The organism is Dehalobacter restrictus DSM 9455, from assembly GCF_000512895.1.
Classification (GTDB): domain Bacteria; phylum Bacillota; class Desulfitobacteriia; order Desulfitobacteriales; family Syntrophobotulaceae; genus Dehalobacter; species Dehalobacter restrictus.
This window is the reverse complement of the sequence record NZ_CP007033.1, coordinates 1,421,359-1,446,419: the sequence shown is the minus strand read 5'-3', so window position 1 is coordinate 1,446,419 and position 25,061 is coordinate 1,421,359. Positions and strand designations below refer to the sequence as shown.

22 protein-coding genes are annotated in these 25,061 nt (G+C 46.0%); 3 read left to right on the top strand and 19 right to left on the bottom strand.

Annotation, left to right across the window (positions count from 1 at the left end; genetic code table 11):
- Nucleotides 1-118: 118 nt before the first annotated feature.
- Nucleotides 119-1,654: a peptidoglycan DD-metalloendopeptidase family protein gene (locus tag DEHRE_RS07040; RefSeq protein WP_025205649.1), complete on the bottom strand. Its 1,536-nt coding sequence runs from the start codon at nucleotides 1,652-1,654 to the stop codon at nucleotides 119-121.
- Between the two features lie 125 nt (nucleotides 1,655-1,779).
- On the bottom strand, nucleotides 1,780-2,865 hold the full coding sequence (locus DEHRE_RS07035) for a MinD/ParA family protein (RefSeq protein WP_019225360.1): 1,086 nt from the start codon (nucleotides 2,863-2,865) through the stop codon (nucleotides 1,780-1,782).
- A 180-nt stretch (nucleotides 2,866-3,045) separates the two neighbouring features.
- On the opposite strand from DEHRE_RS07035, the gene DEHRE_RS07030 reads away from it, so the two are divergent.
- A complete protein-coding gene (locus DEHRE_RS07030; RefSeq protein ID WP_019225359.1) occupies nucleotides 3,046-3,423 on the top strand; it encodes an HsmA family protein in 378 nt (125 codons plus the stop codon).
- A gap of 12 nt (nucleotides 3,424-3,435) precedes the next feature.
- Here the strand turns inward: DEHRE_RS07030 and DEHRE_RS07025 are convergent, their stop codons facing one another.
- The 12 genes from DEHRE_RS07025 to trxB form a co-directional block, all read right to left on the bottom strand.
- Nucleotides 3,436-4,197, bottom strand: a complete 762-nt coding sequence (locus DEHRE_RS07025; RefSeq protein ID WP_019225358.1) for a DeoR/GlpR family DNA-binding transcription regulator — start codon at nucleotides 4,195-4,197, stop codon at nucleotides 3,436-3,438.
- Between the two features lie 94 nt (nucleotides 4,198-4,291).
- Entirely contained in the window at nucleotides 4,292-6,019 is a 1,728-nt protein-coding gene (gene pyk, locus DEHRE_RS07020) for a pyruvate kinase (protein ID WP_025205647.1), read from the bottom strand.
- 206 nt (nucleotides 6,020-6,225) lie between these two features.
- On the bottom strand, nucleotides 6,226-7,236 hold the full coding sequence (gap, locus tag DEHRE_RS07015) for a type I glyceraldehyde-3-phosphate dehydrogenase (protein WP_025205644.1): 1,011 nt from the start codon (nucleotides 7,234-7,236) through the stop codon (nucleotides 6,226-6,228).
- Between the two features lie 229 nt (nucleotides 7,237-7,465).
- The gene (locus DEHRE_RS07010; RefSeq protein WP_019225355.1) at nucleotides 7,466-7,999 is read right to left on the bottom strand and encodes an HD domain-containing protein; all 534 of its coding nucleotides are present in this window, start codon (nucleotides 7,997-7,999) and stop codon (nucleotides 7,466-7,468) included.
- Nucleotides 7,950-8,675: a putative ABC transporter permease gene (locus tag DEHRE_RS07005; protein ID WP_025205642.1), complete on the bottom strand. Its 726-nt coding sequence runs from the start codon at nucleotides 8,673-8,675 to the stop codon at nucleotides 7,950-7,952. Before DEHRE_RS07005 ends, DEHRE_RS07010 begins: the two co-directional genes overlap by 50 nt.
- Before the next feature lie 76 nt (nucleotides 8,676-8,751).
- A complete protein-coding gene (larB, locus tag DEHRE_RS07000; protein ID WP_025205639.1) occupies nucleotides 8,752-9,501 on the bottom strand; it encodes a nickel pincer cofactor biosynthesis protein LarB in 750 nt (249 codons plus the stop codon).
- A 17-nt stretch (nucleotides 9,502-9,518) separates the two neighbouring features.
- Nucleotides 9,519-10,523, bottom strand: coding sequence for a M42 family metallopeptidase (locus DEHRE_RS06995; RefSeq protein ID WP_025205638.1), 1,005 nt, complete (start codon nucleotides 10,521-10,523; stop codon nucleotides 9,519-9,521).
- Between the two features lie 162 nt (nucleotides 10,524-10,685).
- Entirely contained in the window at nucleotides 10,686-11,741 is a 1,056-nt protein-coding gene (locus tag DEHRE_RS06990) for a M42 family metallopeptidase (protein WP_025205636.1), read from the bottom strand.
- A gap of 1 nt (nucleotide 11,742) precedes the next feature.
- Complete coding sequence (locus DEHRE_RS06985; RefSeq protein WP_038603217.1) at nucleotides 11,743-12,801, bottom strand: zinc-binding metallopeptidase family protein; 1,059 nt, start codon at nucleotides 12,799-12,801, stop codon at nucleotides 11,743-11,745.
- A gap of 38 nt (nucleotides 12,802-12,839) precedes the next feature.
- Entirely contained in the window at nucleotides 12,840-14,867 is a 2,028-nt protein-coding gene (locus DEHRE_RS06980; protein ID WP_025205634.1) for a penicillin-binding protein, read from the bottom strand.
- A gap of 413 nt (nucleotides 14,868-15,280) precedes the next feature.
- Complete coding sequence (locus DEHRE_RS06975) at nucleotides 15,281-15,679, bottom strand: LysM peptidoglycan-binding domain-containing protein (protein ID WP_025205633.1); 399 nt, start codon at nucleotides 15,677-15,679, stop codon at nucleotides 15,281-15,283.
- A gap of 90 nt (nucleotides 15,680-15,769) precedes the next feature.
- Entirely contained in the window at nucleotides 15,770-16,684 is a 915-nt protein-coding gene (gene trxB / locus DEHRE_RS06970) for a thioredoxin-disulfide reductase (RefSeq protein WP_019225347.1), read from the bottom strand.
- Between the two features lie 197 nt (nucleotides 16,685-16,881).
- On the opposite strand from trxB, the gene DEHRE_RS06965 reads away from it, so the two are divergent.
- Both DEHRE_RS06965 and DEHRE_RS06960 read left to right on the top strand, forming a co-directional pair.
- The gene (locus tag DEHRE_RS06965; RefSeq protein ID WP_025205632.1) at nucleotides 16,882-19,734 is read left to right on the top strand and encodes a UPF0182 family membrane protein; all 2,853 of its coding nucleotides are present in this window, start codon (nucleotides 16,882-16,884) and stop codon (nucleotides 19,732-19,734) included.
- 19 nt (nucleotides 19,735-19,753) lie between these two features.
- Nucleotides 19,754-20,986, top strand: coding sequence for a mechanosensitive ion channel family protein (locus DEHRE_RS06960; protein ID WP_025205630.1), 1,233 nt, complete (start codon nucleotides 19,754-19,756; stop codon nucleotides 20,984-20,986).
- 7 nt (nucleotides 20,987-20,993) lie between these two features.
- On the opposite strand, the gene DEHRE_RS06955 is transcribed toward DEHRE_RS06960, so the two are convergent.
- From DEHRE_RS06955 to DEHRE_RS06935, 5 genes are all read right to left on the bottom strand, one after another.
- Nucleotides 20,994-21,398 carry a ferritin family protein gene (locus DEHRE_RS06955; protein ID WP_025205629.1) on the bottom strand — a complete coding sequence of 135 codons (405 nt, stop codon included), beginning with the start codon at nucleotides 21,396-21,398 and terminating at the stop codon, nucleotides 20,994-20,996.
- A gap of 111 nt (nucleotides 21,399-21,509) precedes the next feature.
- Nucleotides 21,510-22,208: a hypothetical protein gene (locus tag DEHRE_RS06950; RefSeq protein ID WP_084544188.1), complete on the bottom strand. Its 699-nt coding sequence runs from the start codon at nucleotides 22,206-22,208 to the stop codon at nucleotides 21,510-21,512.
- Nucleotides 22,209-22,245: 37 nt separating this feature from the next.
- Complete coding sequence (locus DEHRE_RS06945; RefSeq protein WP_242837065.1) at nucleotides 22,246-23,316, bottom strand: hypothetical protein; 1,071 nt, start codon at nucleotides 23,314-23,316, stop codon at nucleotides 22,246-22,248.
- Nucleotides 23,313-24,317, bottom strand: coding sequence for a phosphodiester glycosidase family protein (locus tag DEHRE_RS06940; protein ID WP_025205624.1), 1,005 nt, complete (start codon nucleotides 24,315-24,317; stop codon nucleotides 23,313-23,315). The genes DEHRE_RS06945 and DEHRE_RS06940 overlap by 4 nt, the downstream gene beginning before the upstream one ends.
- Entirely contained in the window at nucleotides 24,314-24,880 is a 567-nt protein-coding gene (locus tag DEHRE_RS06935) for an ANTAR domain-containing response regulator (protein WP_025205623.1), read from the bottom strand. Before DEHRE_RS06935 ends, DEHRE_RS06940 begins: the two co-directional genes overlap by 4 nt.
- Between the last annotated feature and the right edge of the window lie 181 nt (nucleotides 24,881-25,061).

Below are 25,061 nucleotides of genomic sequence, written 5' to 3'. Positions count from 1 at the left end.
TGTCAAGTTTTTTAGAAAACTTAGGTTGCACTTCGATCTATCGGAAAATGTACAGCTTTTCGATAACCTAGACAGTTAAAAAAAATAGCGCTTGTCCAAGCGCTATTTTATTCCTGTTTTACAGATAGTTCAAAGGATTTACAGTACTGCCGTTAATGATTACTTCAAAATGCAAATGTGATCCTGTTGAATTGCCGGTTGAGCCTACATTGCCGATGTTTTGGCCTTTCGATACAGTTTGTCCGACACTGACAAACAGTTTGGATGAGTGACCATACCGGGTAGATACGCCATTACCATGATCGATCATGATGCAGTATCCATATCCGCCATCCCATCCTGCTTCTACAACGGTGCCGGAAGCTGCCGCATAATAGGGCTGGCCGGTAACTCCATCAATGTCGATTCCAGTATGGAAGCTGCCATGACGAGAACCATAATAGGAGGTAATACCTCCGCTGATGGGCCAGCTTAAACCGGAGATACTGCCGGATCCGCGGGATGTCCCAACATAGACAATTGAGCGGCCAGGTCCTTTAGCAACAATCTGATTTACAGGTTTATTGACGACTTCTTCCTTGACAACCTGCTTTTCGATCATTTTACCATTTTCCTCAACATACGAATATGTAACGGCCTTTTCACCATCTTTACCCGCCTGCTTGATGATACTCTTGCCGTAGCCGAGACTGCTGTCCGTCTTGGAAAGCACATCAAACGGAACAACCTCACTGACTACTTTCGTACCTTCACTTCGTACTGTAAGGTAAGGCTTTGTTTGAACAAGCTTGATTTTCTGTCCTGGCTGAATTACTGAGTCTTCAGTAAATCCCGGGTTAGCAGCAATCACTTCGTCTGTCAGCATATTGTTCTTACGGGCAATCAGCCATAAAGAATCATCTTCTTGAATGGTATACGTGGTTTCTGCCACATCGCCTTTAACCAAGATTTCCAAAGCGGCATCAACTGTCTTGACTTCACTCGGGTGAACCTTTGATGCAATTTTGGAGACCGGTTCGACAATTTTAACTGAAGAAACAGTATTATTTTTCGAAGGCTTCGTCTGATAATCCTCATACTTTTTCAACAAAGTATTGATGTCTTGTTCGTTGGCTAAAACAACCACGACTTTGCCATTCACCTGTAGCCCATAGCCATTGACGTACGGCTTAATGGCATTTGCCAAAACATCTTTAGACACCGGCCCGGTATAATCTTCATTCTTTAATCTTAGACTTTTATATTCTATGGTATCGCTGGTCTGAGCAACGGTTCCGGCTGCGTTCCCCTGCTGGGTAAGAATCTCTTGAACCAGTCGTTTAGCCTCAGACTTACTTGCTGCATAACCAATGTTTTTACCGTTTACAACAATACCTACTGCCGGAGTTGTCGAGCTAAAATAAAAACAACCACTGAAAATCACTGCCAAAGCCAGCACGGTGATCCCGATCGTCTTTGGAGATTTCCAGGAAATATTTTTAATCTTTGCTGCCGTCTTCGAAAAAATTTCTTTATATTCGATTTTATTTGCTAAGTTCACGATGCCAAATTTTATTTTTTTCGCTTGCTTAGCCAAAGCCTCTGCAGTATTCGCTTTTTTAAATTTTTGTATGATTTTGTCCAGATAATTTTTGTTTATCTTTCTACTAATCATTCTCGCCTCCCTTAGCTTGTCATTCGTACACTGCTATATCATACCATTAATTAAGCCTTAAGAAAATACAGGAATTTTCCAATTCATTGGCTCACACGTTTATTCCTTGAGAAATTCCTTATATTCTAGGCAAAATTTCTTTTAATTTTATTGATAAAGGACAAAATTCCCGTGGACCTTTCATGGGTGACTCTTTTCCCAAGAAGCGTTTTGGCGATGCTGAGGACCTGAACTGCATATTCAGAATTAGGCTGGGATAAAAATAAGGGGTTTTGACTCTTTAAGGATTTTGTGACTTTTTTGTCATCGTAAATCCAGCCAAGCAGTTCCGGCTGCAGCTTGAGATACTTGGACGAAGCTTTCTTAAATGTTTCACAGCACTTTATCGCTTCGGCTTCATCTTCACAGCGATTGATCACCAGGTAAGGACGGATATTCGAATTGCGGTACGCCAGCGCTTTGGTCAGTCCGTATGTATCCATCATCGCGTGCGGTTCTGTGGTGGTAACCAGCAGCAGGTCATCCGCAGCCTCCAAAAATTTAAGTACGACTTCCGAAATACCTGCTCCGGTATCGATCAGAAAGATATCGCATTCACCTTCCAGATCCGCAAATCCGGATATGATACGGTTAAACTGAAGAGGACTGAGATTTGTTAATGATGAAATGCCGCTTGAACCCGGCAGAAGCTTAATTCCTCCCGGGCCGGGAGTCAGAATGTCCTTTAAGGTGCACTCGCCTTTCAGGACATGGGTAAGGTTCAGCGGATTATTCAATTTCAACAATAATTCGACATTGGCCATCCCAATATCGGCATCAAGGATAATGACTCTTTTACCAAGCTGGCTTAAAGCCATACTCAAATTGATAGCGAGTGAAGTTTTACCAACTCCTCCCTTACCGCTGCCGATCGCAATGACTCTGGATTTTTTTTGCTGTCTCTGGACAGTTGGAATCGTAACGCACCAGCTCTGCTGAGCCGGCTGCCGGGAAATCACTTCGGATGTAAGGACGATTTTCGAATCGGAAACCAGCCAGCGTATCACGGTACCAATCGGGATCAGCAGCAGATAACCTTTATGTAAAGTGATTGCCAATTCCAAGCGGTCAGGGAATACATTCTTTATTTCTGCAGTATAGATGTCGTGAAACAATTCGGAGTTAGTCGTAAAATTAAGTTTTTGTCCTGCAAAGAATTGTGGCTGATTCATTAATTTCCTCCTGAATTCTGAACTGCTATATAATTTTCTACAACGAAGGACAAGTTCCCTTCTGCGCAGATAAAAAAATGATTGCGAGAGATGGGCAATCATTACATATTACCATTTTTACCTCTTTCTGATATGATAGTTACAAAGTAGCATTAACTGGATCATACAGGAGGATTATTAATGAGTACGTATGGTTTAATCGGAATGGTTTTCATTTCTTTAGCTTTACTGATTTACAGCATCGGCGTCTGGAGCGAGCATTTTCAACGCAGACTGAAATGGTGGCATGTCATAACCTTTTATTGCGGCCTGATCTGCGATACCATTGGAACTGGGGCAATGGGACTTATGGTAGGAGGCCTGCTTCAATTCACTTTTCATGGTCTCACCGGTCTCGCGGCGATTATCATTATGTTTTTTCATGCCATTTGGGCAACAGTCGTCTTGATGAAAAACAATGAGCAAATGATTGGTAAATTTCATAAATTCAGTATTCTTGTGTGGGTTATCTGGTTGATCCCGATGATTACCGGTGCAATATTCGGTGCTAGCGTATAAGAAAAGTAATGCTCAGGGAGAAGTAAGCGTGACTTTTACACCATATTGTTCAATTCTTTTTATTTGTTCCGGAGAAGCTCCAGCATCTGTGATAAATTGATTCACTTTTTCCCATTTAGCAAATGTATGGTAGAGAATATGACCAAGTTTCGCACTGTGAGCGACAAGAATAACTTCCCTGGCCGAAGTAATCATGGCCTGTTTGACTTCGGATTCAATCATGCTCGATGTCGAAAGACCTTTTTCCGTGCTGATGCCGGTTGCCGACAGAAACAGTTTGTCCGCGTAGAATCCATCCAGGTTTTCCCTGGTCATCGGCCCCAGCAGCGAATAGGTCGTGCTTTGCACTTCCCCGCCTGTTAAGACGGTCGTGATATCTTCACGCATACTGAGAATTTCGGCAACGGCAAGGGAATTCGTTACAACCGTGCATTTTATGTCAAGGGCGAGCGCAATCGCCAGTGTCGTCGTTCCTGAATCTAGAATTACGGATTCTCCTTCATTAATCAGACCAGCAGCTGCTCGGCCAATGCTAAGCTTTTCACTTTGGGCTTCGCCGATCCGCGTAGTAAAGACGGTATTCTTAATTTGAGGGTTTTGAGGATAAACGGCTTTGCCGTGTTCCCGCTGAATCAAGCCCATCAAAGCAAGCTGTTTAAGATCACGGCGTATGGTCATTTCGGAAACATTAAACTCAGCAGCCAGTTCCGCTACCGTCAAATGCCCGTGTTTTTGGAGCAAATATCTGATTTTTTCCTGTCTGCCCGCTGTCAACTGCCCACCTCCAGCTTTACATATGCATTTCATGCTATTGCCATATTGAAGTTTATTTAAGTATGACAAGGTATTAGATCTGCCAGTTCTTTGTTTATAGTATTGCAACGGAGCCCTCATAAACAACGCCGGACAAGGCGTCTACAGTAATTAAAACACCTTCCTGAATCTTCTGTACAGCATCATCCGCTCCGACGATTGCCGGAATCCCATATTCCAAAGCAACGATGGCTGCATGCGAGGTCAGTCCTCCGCGTTCAACCACAACTGCACCGGCTTTCGCCATAACCGGCAGCTGCTCGGCATCGGTAAAAGGTGCTATAAAAATATCCCCTTGGCTGAATTTCTCCGGATCGCTAGCTTTGCTTGCCTTCCCCGAATAAGCTCTTCGTCCGATCCCTGTACCTCTTGCCAGCACATTCCCGACCACCTGGACTTTGATCAGATTGGTCGTGCCAACTTTACCGACCGGGACACCCGCAGTCAGCACAACAACATCGCCGGTTTGAATCAATTTCTGATCCAAAGATCTTGTCACGGCAACGGAAAGCAGTTGGTCCGTTCCTGTACTTTCCGGGACAATGATGGTATGAACACCCCAGCTGAGGGTCAGGCTTCTCGCTACTTCGGGATAAGGCGTTGTTGCGATGATCAACGACTTCGGCCGGTAACGGGAAATCATTCTGGCTGTTTTGCCGGACTGGGTCGGCGTAATGATTGCGGCCGCGTTCAGATCCGCTGCTATAGTATAACTGGCATGACCGATCGCGTCGGCAATATTGCGTCCTTTTTCCAACGGGGCACTGGTCTTAAAAAATATCCCTTCAGCCTTGTGCGTTATTTTATCCATTGTCTGTACCGCTTCGACCGGAAATTCACCGGCTGCAGTCTCACCGGAGAGCATGATCGCGTCCGTGCCGTCTAAAATTGCATTGGCAACATCACTTGCTTCTGCTCTGGTCGGACGCGGCTGGTGCGTCATCGATTCCAGCATCTGCGTCGCTACAATGACTGTTTTGCCCAACGCATTGCATTTGCAAATAATCTCTTTTTGAAAAATTGGGACTTCTTCCACCGGGATCTCCACGCCGAGGTCTCCCCGGGCTACCATAATACCGTCGGCAACTTCCAAAATACTGTCGATATTACGTATGCCTTCATGACTTTCAATCTTGGCGATAATCTTTACCGCAGCGTTCGCTTCCTCGACAACTTTCCGCACTTCCAGAATATCCGAAGCCTTGCGGGTAAAGGAAGCCGCGATAAAATCAATCCCGTTTCGCAGCCCAAACTGAATATCTTCGATATCTTTCAGCGTGAGAGCCGGCAGCTGAATGCTGGCGCCGGGAACATTGACCCCTTTTTGGGATTTTAGCAGGCCCCCGTTCCTGACGATCGTCGTGATTTGTCCATTCTCAGCTGAGGTGACTTCCAGGTCAAGCAGCCCGTCACTCAGCAGAATATGATTTCCGGGCACAACCTCGCTCCAGAGATCCGGATAGGTCACAAAGACCCGCTCAGCTGAACCGAGGCTTTCATCCTGATCAAGCATAAAGTTGCTTCCGTTTTCCAGATGGACCCCTTGCTCAGGAACCAAGCCTGTACGAATCTCCGGACCTTTGGTATCCAGCAGGATCCCCAGATTAACACCGGTTTGTTCTGCAGCAACCCTGAGGTTCACAATTGTTCTTCCATGCGCCTCATGACTGCCGTGAGAAAAGTTAAGTCTGGCCACATTCATGCCGGACTGAATCAGCTGTCTGATCTTATCCGGATGCTCACTGGCAGGACCGATCGTACAAATGATCTTGGTTCTTCGCATCATATCGCCCTCTCTTACTGAATTCGGCTAACACTGCGATTCTAAATTAACATTTACTTAAGATTCTTCTACTAACCCCAGACTAGGTCTCCGTAATGGATAGCCAGCGCCAAGCGGAGCATGGATTGCGCAGCGCGGCTTTTTGTGCCATGGAAGGCACAATAGCCGAAAGCGGCTATCCATTATGGAGACTAACCCAATATTAATTAAAACCCGCGGGCAGCCATCATCTTGATCACATCGATCACCCTGTTCGAATAGCCGGATTCATTGTCATACCAGGCCAGGACTTTGATCATCTTATCACCGATAACCATTGTGGACAGTCCGTCAACGATCGAACTGGCGTTATTGCCGTTATAATCGCTCGAAACAAGGGGCAGTTCGTTATAGGAAAGGATTCCTTTTAGCTCACCTTCTGCAGCCTGTTTAAGCTTGGCATTGACTTCTTCCTTCGTCGTCGCTTTGCTGACATTCACAACAAAATCGACCAAAGACACATTCGGTGTCGGGACTCTTACTGCCAGACCATTCAGCTTTCCTTTGAGCTCTGGCAAAACAAGGGCCACGGCTTTTGCCGCTCCTGTGGTTGTCGGGATCATTGATTGGAATGCAGCTCTGGCTCTGCGCCAGTCAGAATGCTCAAAGTCTAGAATTCTCTGGTCATTGGTTACGGAGTGCGTTGTCGTCATCATTCCGTGCTCGATGCCAAATTCTTTCATAATCACTTTCGCAACAGGAGCCAGGCAGTTGGTGGTACAAGAAGCGTTGGAAATGATATGATGTTTGGCCGGATCATATTTGTCGTCATTGACACCCATCACAATCGTGAGATCTTCATCTTTACCGGGTGCCGAAATAACAACCTTTTTAGCCCCTGCTTTCAGGTGTTTACCTGCACCTTCCCTGTCCACAAATCTTCCGGTCGATTCAATCACGACATCGACGCCCAGTTCTTTCCAGGGCAGCTCTTCTGGGTTTTTTTCGGCCAAAAGTTTGATGGTGCTTCCTTTGACCTTCATCACACCATCTTCGACGATAACATCGTAAGGCAGTGTACCGTGGGTAGAATCGTATTTCAGCAAATGCGCCAGCATATCTGCTTTGCCAAGATCATTCACTGCAACGACTTCCAAATCCCCTGAAGATTCAAGAAAAGCTCTCATACAAAGCCTTCCAATTCTGCCAAAACCATTGATTGCTACTTTAACGGACATAAATATCATCCTCCAAATGTTTATTTAAACATATATATTCCGTGTAAATGAACATATTCCTGCTTTAAAATGTTAATTCGCACATTTTTGTTTTGGTTTTTGTTTTGGTATTTGCATATGAACATAGCGTCCCCAGAAAAGAACAAATCTTTCAGGAAATTTCAAGGATTACTGCATGAAAAAACCAGGATAACCTAATGAGATACTATCCTGGTTTTTTATTTTCTCTCTAATTGTGGTTAGTGATCATCAACGTTTTTAAACAATCCTTCCTTGCTATCGCCGATCTTGGAATAATGATTTCAAACAGTGCGCAGTATTTATCTGCGAAGGCGACAACAAACGATTCCGTATAGCGCGGCAGTTTCACAGTTAAGGGCCACATATGCTTGACAATAATGTCCTTTTCCACATCATTCAAAATAAAATACTTTCCGGCATTTTCCAGGGCAGCTGACGGATGGGTAAATCCGTGCAACCCCTTTTCCGGTTTCGTCGTATGCCAGTCATACAGAAAAAAGTCGTGCAGGAGTCCGCCCCGCGCGGCAGACCGGAAGTCGAGCCCCAGTCTACGGCAAAGAATAAAACTGGTGTAAGACACGGAAAAGCTGTGTTCCAGACAGGTAATATGCTTATGATGAATATACTTCTCCATGACATACAGTTTTTCGTTAATGATCAATTCCTGAATACAGTCCCGGTATTCATCGAAATCACTGAAACCTGTCTTTAAGTTCGATCTTAATTTTGTTAAGCCTTTCATTCAGGATGCTCCTTACATCACGGTTAATGATACCCGCATTCAAAACCATCAGGCGTGGAAAAGCCAGGAAAAACCGTTTGTATTTCAATACCTTTTCTCGATATTTGATTACGGGGACGTTGGCATAATTCAGAATGACTTCCCTGAGATTCAGCGCATCGCCGACAGATTTCACTGTATCTGCGAAAAAGTAGACAACAAACGCAATGACCAGATACGCCTTGACTTCCGCCGGTATCAAGAATACCCTTGCAGAAATGACCGGATGAACATACTGGAGCAGCACAAAGGCCAGCAAACCCCAGAGTACAGAATATTCCAGACAGATATACCCCTTTAGATTGGCGATTTTATTGCTGTAGTCCCACCATTTGTAGTGAAATATTTTTTCCAGAAGAAACCCCGTCAGATATTCCAATCCGGTAACAACCAGGACAGCCATCAAAATACTGATCAGTACTGCGGCCGGTGAGCTTCCAAAGACGGAACTCGCCCATTCGGAAGAAAGAAGCACTAAAACAGTGCTGAAACCATAAAGCGGGCAAAAGAATCCGGCTAAAAAGCCCCTGTTGACAAATTTTCCATGGACGATGCAGGCAAACCCCGATTCCAGCATCCAGCCTAAAAAAGAATAGATTGTAAAGAATAACAGAATATCCATTCCGCTGCTTCCCATGATTCCCCCTCCTTCCTCCATTTAAGACTAAGATAATCGCTATAATTTTACAAATTCTTTTATTGTTTAGGTCTGGTTATATTCCCGCCTGATTAATCAGCGAAGCCAGATACCCGGCTCCAAACCCGTTGTCAATATTAACAACGCCGATTCCTTCCGAGCAGCTGTTCAGCATGGTAAGCAAAGGGGCGAGTCCGCCAAAATTCGCGCCATAACCGACACTTGTTGGGACCGCGATGACCGGACTGGCGGCCAGTCCACCGACAACACTTGGCAGCACGCCGTCCATCCCGGCGACAACAATCAGCACCTTGGCCTGCTGCAGCCGCTCCGATTGGGACAATAGTCGGTGAAGACCTGCTACGCCTGTATCATACATGCGTTCGACCTTATTGCCCATAGCCTCCGCGGTTACAGCTGCCTCTTCGGCAACTGGCAGATCTGAAGTACCTGCACTCACAACCAGGATATTGCCAACAGACCTTTGAACCCCTTTTCTGATCACAATCGTGCGGGAGGTTTCATTGAACTCAGCCGACGGGATCTCCCGGCAGACGGCCTCATAGACTTCCCTGCCGGCCCTCGTTGCGAGTACGTTCTGATCGGAAACCTCATGCAGTTTTTTGGCAATCTGAACAATTTGGTCTGTCGTTTTGCCCGGACAAAAGATTGCTTCCGGAAACCCCTTACGATACTGACGGTGAGTATCCAAACGCGCATAGCCCATGTCACAGCTGTACATCTGCTCAAGCTGCTGCAAGCCTTCATCGATTGAAATCTGACTGTCCTGAACCTGATTCAGGATTTGTTTGATTTTATCTTTCATGTTATTCCTACTCTCTCTTATTCAAGTAAGGCAAGCAACAGTGATATACCGGATCTAATATCGTTTTTAGACGCAATTTCCCCTGGCGTATGCAGATGCCGGACTGGAACAGCCAAGCCCCCGGTAGGGATCCCGCCTTTGGTCAGGTGAACTGGGCCGGAATCGGTACCTCCGTTTGTAATGATTTCCCATTGATAGGGTATCTCGTGCTGTTCGGCGATTTCGGCCATCCAGTTTTTAATTTGGGGAGATACGACGATCGATCTGTCCATCACTTTAATCGCAATACCTTTATTCAGAGAAGTCCGCGGCACCTCGTATTCCCTGGGCATATCAAAACTGAACGTCGTATCGATATTCAAAGCGAGATCCGGTTCCAGCGCGTAGGCGGCTGTTTTTGCTCCGCGCGCGCCTACTTCTTCCTGGGCAGTAAACACAAAGTACAAATCATCCTGGCTGCTGACTCTTTTCAATACTTCCAAGGCGATAAAACAGCCTGCCCGGTTATCCAGCGCTTTGGAGATCATACAGTCTTTGGTCTCCTGATAAGCTCCGGAGAATACGGCCATATCGCCTTCCCGAACCATCGTTCTGGCCTCTTGCTCACTGGTTGCTCCAAGATCGAGGAACAGCCGTTCCGGTGAATTTTCATCCGGCTTCTTTTTCTCTTCACGGCTGACGACACCTACTGCTCCGTTGGCAAAAACAAAGCGCTGCGCGAGCAGAACATGATCTCGTAAACCGCCAACCGGTGCAAAATACAGATAGCCCTGCTTATTGATATGGGTAACCATGATGCCGACTTCATCCATATGGCAGGCAATCATAATCTTCTTCCCAGAACCTTTTTTTCTGACAATCAGATTACCCAACGTATCCGTATAAGCGGTATCAGCATCATTTTTTGTCTGGTCTAAAATCAGCGCCGCAACGTTATGTTCTTGGCCTGAAGGACCAAAAGTCTGGGTGAGCTGCTGAAGTAAGGTGAAATCTAAAGAGTCTAAAGGTTTTGTATCTCTCATAAAGAGCCTCCTACTTCTTATCAGGGATTCCATTAGATGTATTTTCTCGGGTAAGTTCGAGGCCCACAATACCGCTTTTCGGCTCTTATGCCATCCTTGGCGCAAAGAGCCGCGCTCCGCATCCAGCTTCGCTTTTCACCGAACTGTGGTCCTCAGACTATATTAAGAAATATTAAAATTTAAGAAATCGTGAATGTCGTTTAAAATGCATTGAAGAAGCTGTATACAGTGCTGATAGTCTTTTAGGCAAATAATGGAGCTCATCGTATGGATATTCCGGCACGGTACACTGAGTGTAATCGTAGGTATGCCGATACCGGCCTGATGGATATTTCCTGCATCATTGGCCGCGGCAGCCCCTTGTCTGAATTGGAGCGGAATATTATTTTTTGCAGCTGCAGCCATCACTTTTTGGACGAGTCCAGGTCTATAGACGGTTGCGGAATCCATCAGCGAACAGGCCGGACCGTTTCCTAGTGTGACAATCCAGTTTTCCCGTTCGGATTCAGTAAAATCTGCAGCGCCTGTCGCCTCAACAACCAGGGCCAGATCTGCCTGAAGATAATTGCTTACCACTTTCGATCCGCGCAGGCCAACCTCCTCCTGTACTGTGAATACAGCTGTCAGATCACAGGGATAATCCTGTTCTAAGAGCTCTATGACCGCCGCGCAGCCTACCCTGTCATCAAGGGCCTTGCCTTTGTACAGTCCTGAACCAATCTCTTCAAATACTGTTGGGAACGTGACGTAATCGCCCAGTTTCACAACATTTTCTACTTCTGCCTTGGAAGATGCCCCGATATCGATGTAGAGATCCTCGATATCCGGGATTTTTTTTCTTTCCTCCGTTTTCTGCAAATGAACGGCTTTCAAACCGATGACGCCTTGCAGACCGCTGTCGAATACGACGGTCTTGGCAATCAAAATCCCTGGTTCAATACCGCCGACAGTCTGAAATTTCAGATAGCCATCCGCGGTAATTTCCGTAATCATCAGGCCGATTTCATCCATATGGGCGCAGACCAGGACTTTTGGCAGATTTTCACCGAACTCTTTGCCGACCCCTTTTCTCTCTATCAGTAGATTTCCGATCTGATCTGTCCTGCACGAATTCAAATTGTCTTGGAGTCGGTCTTTAAGATGTTCCAGGATAAAATCCCTGACAGTCTTTTCATTACCGGATACGCCGTTAAGCTCAGATAATTCTTTTAACAGCATGTTAGATTTCCTCCAATTCTTCCGGCAACGATGCAATGAAATACGCCAGCAGCTTGCCGCATTCAACAATATCCTGCAGCGAGGCCGTCTCGACGGATGTATGCATATACCGGAGAGGTATGGACACCAACCCGGTCGGTATGCCGTAACCGGTCAGCTGAATCACTCTGGCATCGGTGCCTGTCGCTCCTGGAACTGCCTGCCGCTGACAGACAATCCTGTTCTGCTGCGCACTGTCGGAGAGCCTGGCGTAGACCCAGGGATGGATATTCGGGCCGAGACTGATCACCGGTCCTTTCGCCAGTTCAGCGGAAACCTGACTTTTGGTATCCAGCGTTTGGGCATGCGTCACATCAACGGCAACTGCCAGCGACGGCAAAAGCCGCTCCGAGCTGGTAAGCCCTCCTCTTAAACCCACTTCCTCCTGAACCGTAGCGACCGCTACCACATCATGCTGATGTTTCATACCCATCAGTTCGTTCAGGCATACCGCCAGTACTGCGACTCCAGCTCTGTCGTCAAGCGCTTTGCCGGATATTCTGTCGTTAAGCAGCTGCAGCGGGCCCCTTTTGATGCTGGCGATATCTCCCGGTTTAACCATTTGAGCTGCCGCTGCATCATTAAGACCGATATCGATCACCAGGTCCTCTATATCGAGGGTCTGCCGCTTCTTGCTGTCCTTGTGGGAAGATCCCAGGCAAACTATGCCACGCAGATCTCCCTTTCCGTGTACCAGGATTTCCTGGTAAAGCAAGGTTCTCTGGTCAATTCCGCCGAGCGTGGCAAAGTGTAAAAATCCTCTTTCATCAATATGGGTGATCATCAACCCGATCTCGTCGATATGGGCAGCGAGCATTACGGAATGTTTCCCGCTGTGCTCTCCTTTCTTAACCGCATAGAAATTGCCGATAAAATCAGAGAAAGTCTCTGTCGATAGTGGCGCAAAAATATCCTGAAGTGTTGTTTTTAAACCCTGTTCATATCCGGAAACACCTGTCATTTCCGTCAACGAACAGGTAAGTTCCCGCGCAAGCTCGAAGGAATTCCTTAGCACGTGCATCTTCCTTTCCTTAGTACCCTGTTAGCCCTCAATCGAAGCTACTCACCTGTCCCAAACAGAACTTCGATCGTATCTCCCCGATTGACAACTTTGCCGGCCTCCGGTGACTGCTTATAGGCGAGGCCGCTGCCGCCAAATTCATAGCGCAAATCCAGTTTTCCTAGTAATTCGCCGGCTTGTCTGATGGTCAGTCCTTTCAGATCAGGTACAAGCACTTCGCCTTCCCCGGCCTGTCTGGCAGGGGGACTGTTCTTGTCTGCTTCCGTATTACCATTTTTCGCGGCCGCTTGCTCCGCCAGAACGTCAGGGTCAACCTTGGTAAGATCACTCGGGGTCTCAGCGGAAACCGGCACGCCATAATATTGCAGGGTGCCCTCGATAATATTTTTAACGCGCGGTCCACCGAGTGTCCCCCCCTGGATGACCGGTGCATGCGGTGTATCAATAACTACCAGTACTGCGATCTTTGGATCGTCGGCCGGAGCATAGCCGACAAAAGAGACGATATAATCGGTATCCGAGTACTTCCCGGTTTCAGGATCAATTTTCTGGGCTGTTCCCGTTTTGCCGGCAACTTTGATACCGGGAATTTTAGCCCGGCTTCCGGTACCGCTGTCTACGACACTCACGAGGATATCGCTCATGGTCTTGCTGGTTGTCTTGGAAATAACCTGACGGACAATCTTCGGCTGGGTTTTACTGACGATCTCCCCGTCCTTATTCTTAATGTTTTCTACAATATACGGCTGCATGAGCTGGCCTCCGTTGGCCACCGCACAGATCGCCGTTAAGAGCTGGATCGGGGTGACAAGGTTGGCCTGACCGAACGACATGGTCGCCAGTTCAAGGCTTTTGACCCTGCTCTTGTCAATCAATAGGCCCCTTTCTTCACCGGAAATATCAATATCTGTCAGACTTCCGAAGCCAAAAGACTTTAAGTATGTATAGAATAGGTCTCTGCCTAGTTTTTGTCCGACCTGGGCAAGTACAACGTTGGAAGACAGCTTCATGCCATCGACGAAAGTAATGTTGCCATGCGCCTTTTTGTCGGAATCCCAGTTTGTGATCCTGCGGCCCCCGACAACCCAATAGCCCGGATCTTTGAAGAGTTGGGTCGTATTAATGGCATTTTCTTCGAGTGCTGCCGATCCGGTGATGATTTTAAACGTGGACCCGGGTTCATAAATCATGCTGATGGCCAGGTTTTTCCTTTGATCCGGTTTGGTGGAGGCATAGTTGCTCGGATCATAGGACGGTCTGGAGCCCATACCGAGTATTTTGCCGGTCTTGGGATCCATGGCCAGGATAACCGCTCTCTGTGGCTTGGTTTCTGCGACAATATCATCCAGTTCGTGTTCAATGAGATGCTGAATGGTGGAATCGAGGGTCAGGGTTAAATTGTCCCCTGACTGTACATTATCCTGAATCTCATTGTTTTGATCCGTTTCTACCGGATTCTCTAGATTTGCTTCCCCTTTAAGCTCGGCGTTGTAGGAATACTCCAGACCTTCAACCCCGTCTCCAGCCATATTGACAATACCAAGGATCGCCGCTCCCATCTCCCCTGCCGGATAGCTTCTTTTATAATTATCACTGAAGCCGATCCCTTGAATATCAAGTTCTTTAATTTTTTCCGCCGTACTGATATCTACCTGCCGTTTCAGGCTGACCCATGCCAAGTCTTTTCGCAGTAGGGTAAGAATATCATTTTTATCTTCCCCCAAAATGGCCGCAATATTTTCAGCGATTTTTTCTTTTTTTTGTAATATTTGTTCGCTTGTCAGCGTTTTATCCTTGGCAATGGATTTATCCAGCATTCTCGGATCGGCATAGACATCCTTCACCGGCACACTTTTCGCCAGCACATTGCCCTGTGCATCCATAATGGTTCCCCGCTCATAAAGCATGGTCTGTCTTATCGCCTGGAAATCCGCACCTCTGGCCTTTAACTCTGCGGAATTGATAACCTGGAGGTAAAACAGTCTTCCTAATATTAAAACGCTCAAACCGATGAGCAGGCCATAGATAACCCACTCCCGGTAAAAATACTGCTTCGTTTTTTTCACGGTGTTGTTCCTTTCCTGTCATGATGCTCTGCTTCTATTTTACCATATGTTTTCAAGTTGATAAGATCCAAAACATCAAAAGCTCACATAATCTTAACTATCGATGGCAATTAGATAAAAACCACCTTGCTAAGATCTGTGAGCTTGAATCTATTCTCCCCCAATTAAACGAAAGCATTCAATGTAAATTTTGTCTTTGGCGCTGCAAGAAGAGGAGAAGCGCATTCTTCCTTATATGTCGTATTCATTCCATCCACCAATCATCATAATGATTAAAAATGCCCATGTTTATCGGCATTCACTAGAAAATTCATGAGAAAGACGGCAGCCGGAATGTGTGCACCTTAAGAGCCCTGAATGTGTATCCGGCTGCCGGTTTTGTCCTCCGCACCTGACGCGGGAACATGATTCACTTAATATCTGGGAGGAATAAAAAGTCTTTCACCGGGATAGATAAGATCGGGATTGCCTAGATGGTTATACCCAGCAAGTTCACGCCAATCCAGTCCATATCTCTGCGCAATTTTGTAAACGGTATCCCCTTTTTGAACGACATAAACTTCCGGCAGCGGCTTATGAACCTCCATGTGTTCATAATAAGGTGTACAGCCGCATGGATCGCAGGTATACCCTGACTGCGTCTGCTCCGCATACATGCCTTCAGGACCCATCTGTTCATACTGAGACATCATTTCCGGGTTCATCATGCCCATCATATCCTGCTGGTTCATCATACCAGTCATCTCAGGCTGATTCATCATATTTACAGCCGGCGGCTGATTCATATAGCCGGATTTTCTTCCGAAGTACATCTCCATACCTCCTTTTTGTTATAGGATATGGAGAAACACTGCTAAAGTGTCTGTACATGGTAATAATTGTCTGATTATTTTTACGTGTTTCTATTCCATTTTCGCCAGAAACTTTTCAACCTGAACTGCCGCAAGCGCTCCATCCCCGACTGCGGTTGCAACCTGCCTCAAAGGGGTATTACGGATATCTCCGGCCGCATAGACCCCAGTAATATTTGTTTTCAGCAAAGCATCTGTGATAATATACCCATATTGATCGACTTCAAAGTATTCTGACGTAAACTTGGTATTTGGTTCGGTGCCGATATAAATAAAGACACCGTCAACCTCGATTTCTTCCACAGCCCCGGAACCGGCATTCTTAAGAATTATTTTTTGTACTTTATCCTTACCGGCGATCTCCTGGACAACACTATCCAGGACAAACTTAACCTTCGGGTTTTCTTTCGCCCTCTGGGCTGCGATCTGCGAAGCTCTGAATTCTTTTCGGCGATGAACAATATAGACTTCAGATGCAAACTTTGTCAGGTATACACCTTCCTCAAGCGCGGCGTTTCCGCCGCCGATGACAGCGACTTTCTTTCCTTTATAAAACGCCCCATCACAAGTGGCACAATACGATACGCCGCGTCCGTGAAAGGTATCTTCTCCCGCTACGCCCAAAAAACGCGGCTTGGATCCGGCAGCAATGATCATCGCTTTCGCTTCGAGGGTTTGCTGTCCGGTCACAACCGTCTTCATTTCTTTCTGAAGATCCAGTTGCAGGACCGGTTCGAAAATGAATTCGGCGCCCTGATTCATGGCTTGTTTATAAAAAGCATTCATCAAATCGAAGCCGGTAATCCCTTCCGGAAATCCCGGATAATTTTCAATTTTTTCTGTCGCCGCTGCCTGCCCGCCCGGCATCATGGATTCGACAACTGCTGTTTTTAATCCGCCCCTTGCCGCATAAATGGCCGCCGTAAGCCCTGCGGGGCCGCCTCCGATAATAATCAGATCATACATTGCTGCACCAACCTTTTGTTTTATTCTCAGGTTAATTTCTTGTTTATTAAAAGTATAGCTCAGAAATTTATTTTCAGGAAGCCAATAAGATGAATTTTATGATAAACTATGAATATATTGCCAACAACAAAAAATAAATGAAGCAGAAGTTTACATATATTTTTTGTGATTTGAACAATTTAACTCAGGAGGGAAATATGCGCGGAAAATCTATTTTTAAACCTGTTCTCAAGGTACTCGTTTTACTCATCATTATTATTGCTGTGCTTTCGGCCTTGAGCGGATTCTACGAAGACTGGCTGTGGTTTACCGACTTAGGGTACGCAACTCTTTTCTGGACACCGTTCTTCAGCAAAGTACTCATTCAGGCCATTAACGGAACGATGTTGTTTTTAGTGATTTTCGTGACACTGATGTCGGGAAGACATGCGTTTACTACGTTTTACAATGAAAGATTCCGCAAAAGGATCAGACTGGTCGAAGAGGTCAATCTTCCGCCTGCTGTCAGTCCGCGCAGGGTTACCGTTTCCCTGCTTGTCTTATCTGCCGTGGTCAGTATTATTGTGAGTTTCATCGTCGGTTTTACCGGCTGGCTTGATTTTCTGTCCTTTGTGAATGCCTCTTCCTTTCATTATTCCGACCCGCTGTTTAATCAGGATCTTGGTTTCTTTGTGTTTAAACTTCCTTTCTTTGAGACCATTTATAACGCGTTTTTCTCCCCAATCCTTATTTTAACCCTGTTTACCGCGCTTTTTTATATTATGACCGGGGTCGTCCGCTTCCATTCCATCCGGTTTTGGAAGAAAGATGCTGTTGTAATCAGTCCCACAGCCAGAAGGCATCTTGGAATCCTTTTAACCCTTCTTTTTGCGCTGAAAGGCTTTGGCTACTATATCAGCGCCTATGAAATCGTTTACTCGCATCGAGGTCACGTCGTCGGTGCCGGATACAGCGACATTTACGCTTCGCTTCCAGTCTTTAAAATCCTCGTCGTTGTGAGCCTGGTCTGTTTCCTGTTTTCCCTTATCGCTTTTTTCCGAAAAGATTCCCGTTTGTTGACCCTGCCGGTCTCGTTTTTGATTGTCTTTTCGTTTTTCACTTCCGGTATCTTTCCTAGCATGCTCCAGTCCCTGGTTGTCGTTCCAAACGAGTTGCAAAAAGAAGCGCCGTATATTGCCAGTGAAATCCAAATGACCCGCTACGCCTACGGTTTGGATAAAATTAAGGAGCAGGATTACACCGGGGTTGAGACGGTTACTGCACAAGACTTAAAAAACGAACTCGGAACGCTGAATAATATCCGCCTGAATGATCCCCGCCCCATGCAGCAGATCTACGCGCAAAAACAAGGGATACGCCAGTACTATAAATTTAATGATATTGATGTGGACCGCTACAAGATTGGTGATACATATCGCCAGGTAATGCTCTCGGCGAGGGAAATTTCGCTTCAGGACCTCGATCCGAAAGCCTTGACCTTTGTTAACACCCGGTTTAAATACACGCATGGTTTCGGCTTAACCGCTTCGTTCGCCAATGCTGTCACCACCAAAGGGCTTCCTGCTTTTGCAGTAAGCAATGTGCCGCCGCAAACAGACTATACGGAACTGAAGATTACCGAACCGCGAATCTACTTTGGCGAACTGACGAATGACTGGGTCGTCGCCAACACCAAATCCAAAGAATTTGATTATCCCCTAGGCAATGAAAATGCGGAAAGCAGCTATACCGGCAAGACAGGTATCCCATTTACTGCCTTTAACAAACTGATGCTGTCTCTTCATCAGATGACCCCGCGTTTTTATCTAGCCGGAGAAGTAACTTCGGAAAGCAAGCTTCTTCTGTACCGGAATGTTCTGGAGCGGGCCAAGAAATTGGCGCCGTTTCTGACCTATGATAACGATCCTTATACAATCATTGACAACGGCAAGATTAAATGGATCATTGATGCCTATACGACAACGAACAGCATTCCTTACTCCAGCAAATACTCCACCCAGGATTTTAATTATATCCGCAATTCCGTTAAAGTCGTTGTCGATGCTTATGACGGGACTGTTGATTTCTACGCGGTCGACAAAGAAGATCCTATTCTTCAGACCTATCAAAGGATTTTCCCGGGTGTATTTAAAAGTATTTCGGAAATGCCCTATTCTATAAAATCGCACCTGCGCTATCCGGAAACAATGTTCAAAATCCAGTGTGACATGCTGAACACGTTTCATATGACCAACACCAAAGTATTCTATAATAAAGAAGATGCCTGGAACGTTGCAAAGGAAATTTACGGTTCATCGGAACAAAATGTGGAACCCTATTACGTGATCATGAAACTGCCCGGGGAAACGAACGAAGAATTTGTACTGATGCAGCCTTTTACCCCGGCCTCAAGTACTACGAACAGTCGGAATAATCTTGTCGCTTGGCTCGCCGCCAGGATGGACGGCGAGAATTACGGCAAACTCGTCTTATATAAAATGCCTAAAAATATGGAGATTGACGGTCCATTCCAGGTTGAGTCCAGAATCGATCAGGATCCCGTAATTTCCCAACAGTTTGCATTATGGAACCAAAAAGGATCGAGCGTTCTCAGGGGAAATCTCCTGGTATTGCCGATTGGCGGGAATTTCCTGTTTGTGGAGCCCATTTATCTGCAGTCCACGACCAACGGCAGTATTCCTGAAATGAAGCGCATTGTGGTCGTCTATGAAGATAAAATTGTCATGGCCGATACACTGGAAGAAGGACTGAAAGGAATCTTTGGTCGTTATGTACCGTCTTTGAATACGCTGCAGGAGAAACCGCTTGAGGAATCCGGTGCAGAGGACGGGACTGATACCTCGAAAACAGAACTGAAGGGTGTTCTGGATCAAATCAAACAAATCCGTGATATGCTCGATGCCTTGGAAAATCAGCTCACAACCATCAACAACGAAGGCTCCACTCTGGACAGTGGGCTGGGTACCGGTCAGGAGCTTTTGACGGATGAGAATACCTCCGCTGGTTCTGTTAAAGGCACTGTTGAGGCTACCGTGAACGCTGGTCACTAATTTGTAGAAGGTAGTGCGTATGATATTCAATCTGGATCAATGGCTGATTTACAAAGGAATTGAAGAAACGGCTGCAGTCCTGATCGCCAATGCTGCAGCGGTGGTTATGATTCTGTTGATCAGTATTTTGGCCTTCATCGTTACAAAGCAAGTTTTCCTGCGAATCCTTGCTTTCTACATCCATCGAAACAAAATCCTCTGGGATGATAAGCTTCTTGGCAGGAAAGTCTTCAGACGCCTGGCGCATATGATCCCGGCAATTGTAATCTACGCCGTAGCCGGACTGTTCCCGGAATATTCCGTTTCCATTCAAAAAATAGCGATTATTTACATCATCATGGCCGGCACATTGGCCATGCTTGCTTTGCTTGACGCGATTGACGATATTTATCAGACTTTTGAAGCTTCCCGTTTCAAACCGATCCGCAGCATCGTCCAGGCCCTGAAAATAGTCGTCTGGATCATCGGCGGCATCTGGATCATTTCTACGATTATTGACCGTTCCCCTCTCCTTCTGCTAAGCGGAATTGGAGCAGTAACGGCAATCATCCTCTTGATCTTCAAGGATTCTCTTCTGGGTCTGGTAGCGGGGATTCAACTGTCTTCCAATGATATGCTCAGGATCGGTGACTGGATAGAGATGCCCAAGTACGGTGCTGACGGTGACGTTACGGACATTTCCCTGAACACCGTCAAAGTCAGAAACTTTGATAATACGATTACAACGATTCCATCGTATGCCCTGATCTCCGATTCCTTTAAAAACTGGCGTGGTATGCAGGAATCCGGCGGCAGAAGAATTAAGAGGTCCATTTTTATTGACAGTTCCAGCATCCGTTTCTGCACCGATGATATGCTGGAGAAGTTCAAGGAATTCCGATATCTTTCTGAGTATATCGAGAATAAAAAACTGGAACTTGAGAAATACAACCTGGAACATAACATTGATCCTGCTCAGCTCGTAAACGGCAGAAGACTTACCAACATTGGTACATTTCGGGCCTACCTTCAGGCCTATCTTGAAAACCACCCGGAAATCCACCCGGAAATGACCCGGATGGCACGTCAGCTTCCGGTGACCGAGTACGGGATTCCGATCGAAATCTATGCGTTTACCAAGGATACATCCTGGGAAAGCTATGAAACCGTCCAGGCCGATATTTTTGACCATATCCTGGCCATTGTTCCGGAGTTTGAGCTGCGGATTTATCAGAGCCCCACCGGATACGATCTGCGGCATATGGGGCTGTGAGCTTCCTTTAGACTTTTAAAAACCACAAGAACCAGACTGCATGGTTTTGTTCGTCGGCGGCTGCTCTTTTGAATTGTTCCTTGATAAAAGGATCCTGTGTCTTTTCAGCAACATTATGATAGAAATCAACCGTATGCTGCTCATCCTGAAAGGCAGACTTTAAAGCCACCCTGTAAGCAGCAGGACATTCTTCAGTCATCTGAGGGTTTGGTTTTGTCCCTGTTATTTCAGTAAATATCTGCGAAAATATGTGATAATGCCGCACCTCGTCCTGGCGGATCTCCAGGATCTGTTTTCTTATTTCCTGATTCGGCGCTTTTTCGGCCAGCTTCGCGTAACAGGCGATCGCACTATACTCTCCGTTGATCGCCCTGACTAAATCTTGTGTTAATGAGCTTGTGCCCTGAATCATATAAGATACCTCCCCAACATCAATTGTTGGTTTATTCTATCTCATTAATTCACAGATCGTGCCTGGCTATTGATTTCCTGATCAGAAAAATTTTGGTACGCATTCGCGCGTTCAGGTCATCCGTTTTACACTTTCCGCCAGGGCACCCATTAGACGGTGAAATCCAGGGCCATTTTGAGCTGGAACCCGGTAATGTTTGTTGATCTCTATCTGTACTGCCGGAATTCCCAGTTCGTGTGAGACAAAATGGGAGACGGTATTCGCGTCGGAAGCGGCAAAAAAGTCCGTCGAAACTCTGGCTAAGCCGAAATCCCGGAAGTTTTGTTCCAGGATTTCCAAAATATTCACCTTTCCAAGCAGGTTCTTCTTTTGATTCGTGCCCAGATCCACATCGAAATCTCTCTCCCGGGCAGCCCCGTGAATGTCCAGAACGACCTTTACTTTCTTTTCCCGGCAGAAGCCGGCGATCCGGTCTTTATACAAGCAGGGATTATCGGCATTCGGGTCTCCGCCGTAGAGCTTTGTCGCTGCTATGGCATGGCATCCCGTCAATTTGTTTAACAGGAAGACAACGGAGCCTGTGAACTGATCCGACATCAGGATCTTTTTCTGCCTGTAATGCCTGACCGCATGCGGGGCAGACACCAGTACGGGCAGTTCCCCGATTGTTAACAGGAATGGAGTTTCCTGCTTTGGATTGACACGCCTTTCGGTTTTATAGAAAACTATTTTTTCAATATTTACGGCTTCTTCATTTAAGCGAGCTCGGTTATATTCATTTAAAACCTTTTCAGGCATATGCTCCATCATGGGACTAGTACCTCGTTAACTTTAAAATTGACATGAACTATACTTCCCTCCAGTAATAAACAGACTTCTCGTTTCCCGGCAAAAGCTCCAGGTACAAATCACCCGTTGGAGCTAAGATGATGACCGTATTGGATTCTGTAGCGGACACATCCGGTAATCTCAGCCATTGATGTTTACCGTTAGCGGAAATGACGTCCAGGCGTCCCTTGCTTTTGATCATGACCTGATTCGTATTGCTGATTTTTGTTTCTGTCTCCGCATACGGAATCTCCCCTTGCCAGACCACGGTTTCCGTCATCGCCGGGCCGGATGGCTGTACTTGATAAACGGTCACCTCCTGAAGAATGTTCCCGCTGATTTTGCCAACATAGATTTTGTCGTCACGACAGCCAAGCAGCGTATCTTCAGGATCAACAGAAATATGATTCTTACTGCCGGCCTGATAAACATCAATCGTCTTGTTCATCCCCATTCTGCTCTCTGCATAGATGCTGCCGAATTTATTGGAAACCGCAATGTTTAGAATTTCTTCTCCCTGCTGATTCACCCTGTTCAGGGTCTTCATAATATCCATTGTAATCAGCTGGTGAGTCTGATTGTCATCCTTAAACAAGATAAATAGCTTGTTCGTATACGTCGACATTTCAATTTGCAGCACCTGATCGACCGCAAGACTTAATTCCCTGTCCAGCATCGGTTTAAAGCTGTTCAATTCAGAAGAGCCGGTGCTGAAATCCACTGAATATAAGCTTGTTACGGCGTTCTTGTTCTGCTCCCTTATCAGATAGACCATACCGTTCCGGTCCGGAAGCCAAGCGAAGCCAACAATCTTTGCCGTGTCCTTTTCCGGACTCTCCGCAAAAATTTTCGTGTTGGTCGTCAAGTCAATGACTTCAAGATAACGTCCAGTTTGATAAGCCAAAAACTTTTTATTGTATGACAGCATGAAACTATCAGCCTGACTGAGATCCGTCTTCAAAACATAAACCTGATTAATGTGCAAAGAAGGGTTTAACAGCTGATCTGCTTTCCAGTTCAGCAGCGCATAAACAGCAAGCTGTAAGACCAGGGAAAGCATTATCAGCCAGATCATCCATCGTCTTTTCAATTCTGCCCCACCCCACTCTGATTCTTTCCTGGCATGACCACAAAAGCTGTAGGCATATAACGTTCACCGTAGATGTTCCACAGTTGATTGATAATCTGACCTTGATAGAACAATTCCGTTGAAGAACCGCCGTCAAGATTCACTGCATTTTCAGCCCCGTATTCTATAAATACATTCATCAGATCCCGCAGTGTGGCTCCCATACTCCATTCAGGCTGTCTGCCGTCGATCACAACAAAAACAACCGTACCATCGGCTTTTTGCCCGATTCCTGTTCTGGGAGCAAGGCCCTGACCTCCGTCACCTTTGATCTGAGGTTCTCCGTTCAGGATAAGGTTTGGCTCGAAGCTGACAGCCTGCTGAATCCCTAAGTTCCCGATCAGTCCGGACGAGAGTTCCTGGGCAGATACTGTCCGGAGGATCAGCTTGCCTTCCTTATTAAAACCGATCAGATTCGCACTACTTTCTGCGTTCAGGTTTTCATGAATGAGCTGCCCATCCCTGACGGTGATCCCATCCGGATAAGCGCCGTTCCCCTGAGAATTTGGATCATAAAAGCCTCCGCCATTTATACCGGCTACCGCACCCTCCGCAGTGACCAGTTCTGATAAGCGTTGTCCGGCTACGCCAATCTCTTTGGTAGCCGCTACTTCAATCTGAAGAGGATTACGTACGAGCATGACAATGCCTTTAAAATATTTACCTTGAATATTCTCTAGCCTGATCCCGTTTTCTTCATCCACAATTTGATGGTCAATATGCTGGATGACAGGTTCCACGGTAACTGATGTATTTCCATATTTCTGAGTGATCTCAGCAATTTTTTGATCCGCTAAAAAAAAATCCGCGACTTGAGGATGGCGGGACGACAGAATCGTACTGACTGTAACATAAGTCAACGAATGAAAAGGACCGTAAAAAACAATGAAAGGTCCTAAGAGGATGAACAACAACATATTCCCAACGATGAACCGGATCAGAAATTGTTTTTTTGTTATCAAGGTCTCCACGTTCCTTTTACGACTTCGGCAGCGATTGCCCGAATTGTTTTTCTTGAGGTCATCGCTTCTGTTCGAATCGAGGCATAGGCTGTTTCTTCATCCGTCCCGGCTGCAATCAGGATTAAAATTGCCTGATACACCAGTTTTCTTGTTTTAAGTTCATCATTTAATTTATTCATTTCTTTGCGCAGTTCTATTTCTCTGTTAAACCGGTGTTCAGCCTGGGCGATCCCGGAGACGACATCTATCGCTCTGAGCGGAGCCGTCATGATATGGTGGACATTGGTTTTCAGCGCAAAATCCAGGTTCACATAATCCTTTTGATCAAGCACGAAAATAACCGGACAAATATTGGCGTGTACGAGATTCTGAACAAGATCAAGCGGCGAAATCCCATGGATATCCCCTCCGCAAATGATCAGGTCAGGCTCAACCCGCTGCGCCATGCGCAGAGCCTCTATACCGCTGTCGGTCCTTGCAATCGCCTGATAATTGGCTAAAGGCAGGATGGCATTCAATTCATTAATTTGTTTTTCCTGGCTAATCAGTATGGCTCTTTTCATTTAGTCTCTTTACTCCATCAAGAAATCGGTCAACAGTTCTATTATACTATTTGGCAAGGCAAAAAAAAATAAGTGCTTTGTACCAAGAATTTTTTGGATAACAAGGTACCAGGCACTTAATGATACTATATTTATAAGCTTCTAAGCAATGATTTTTCCTTACACTTTGTTTTACTATGGT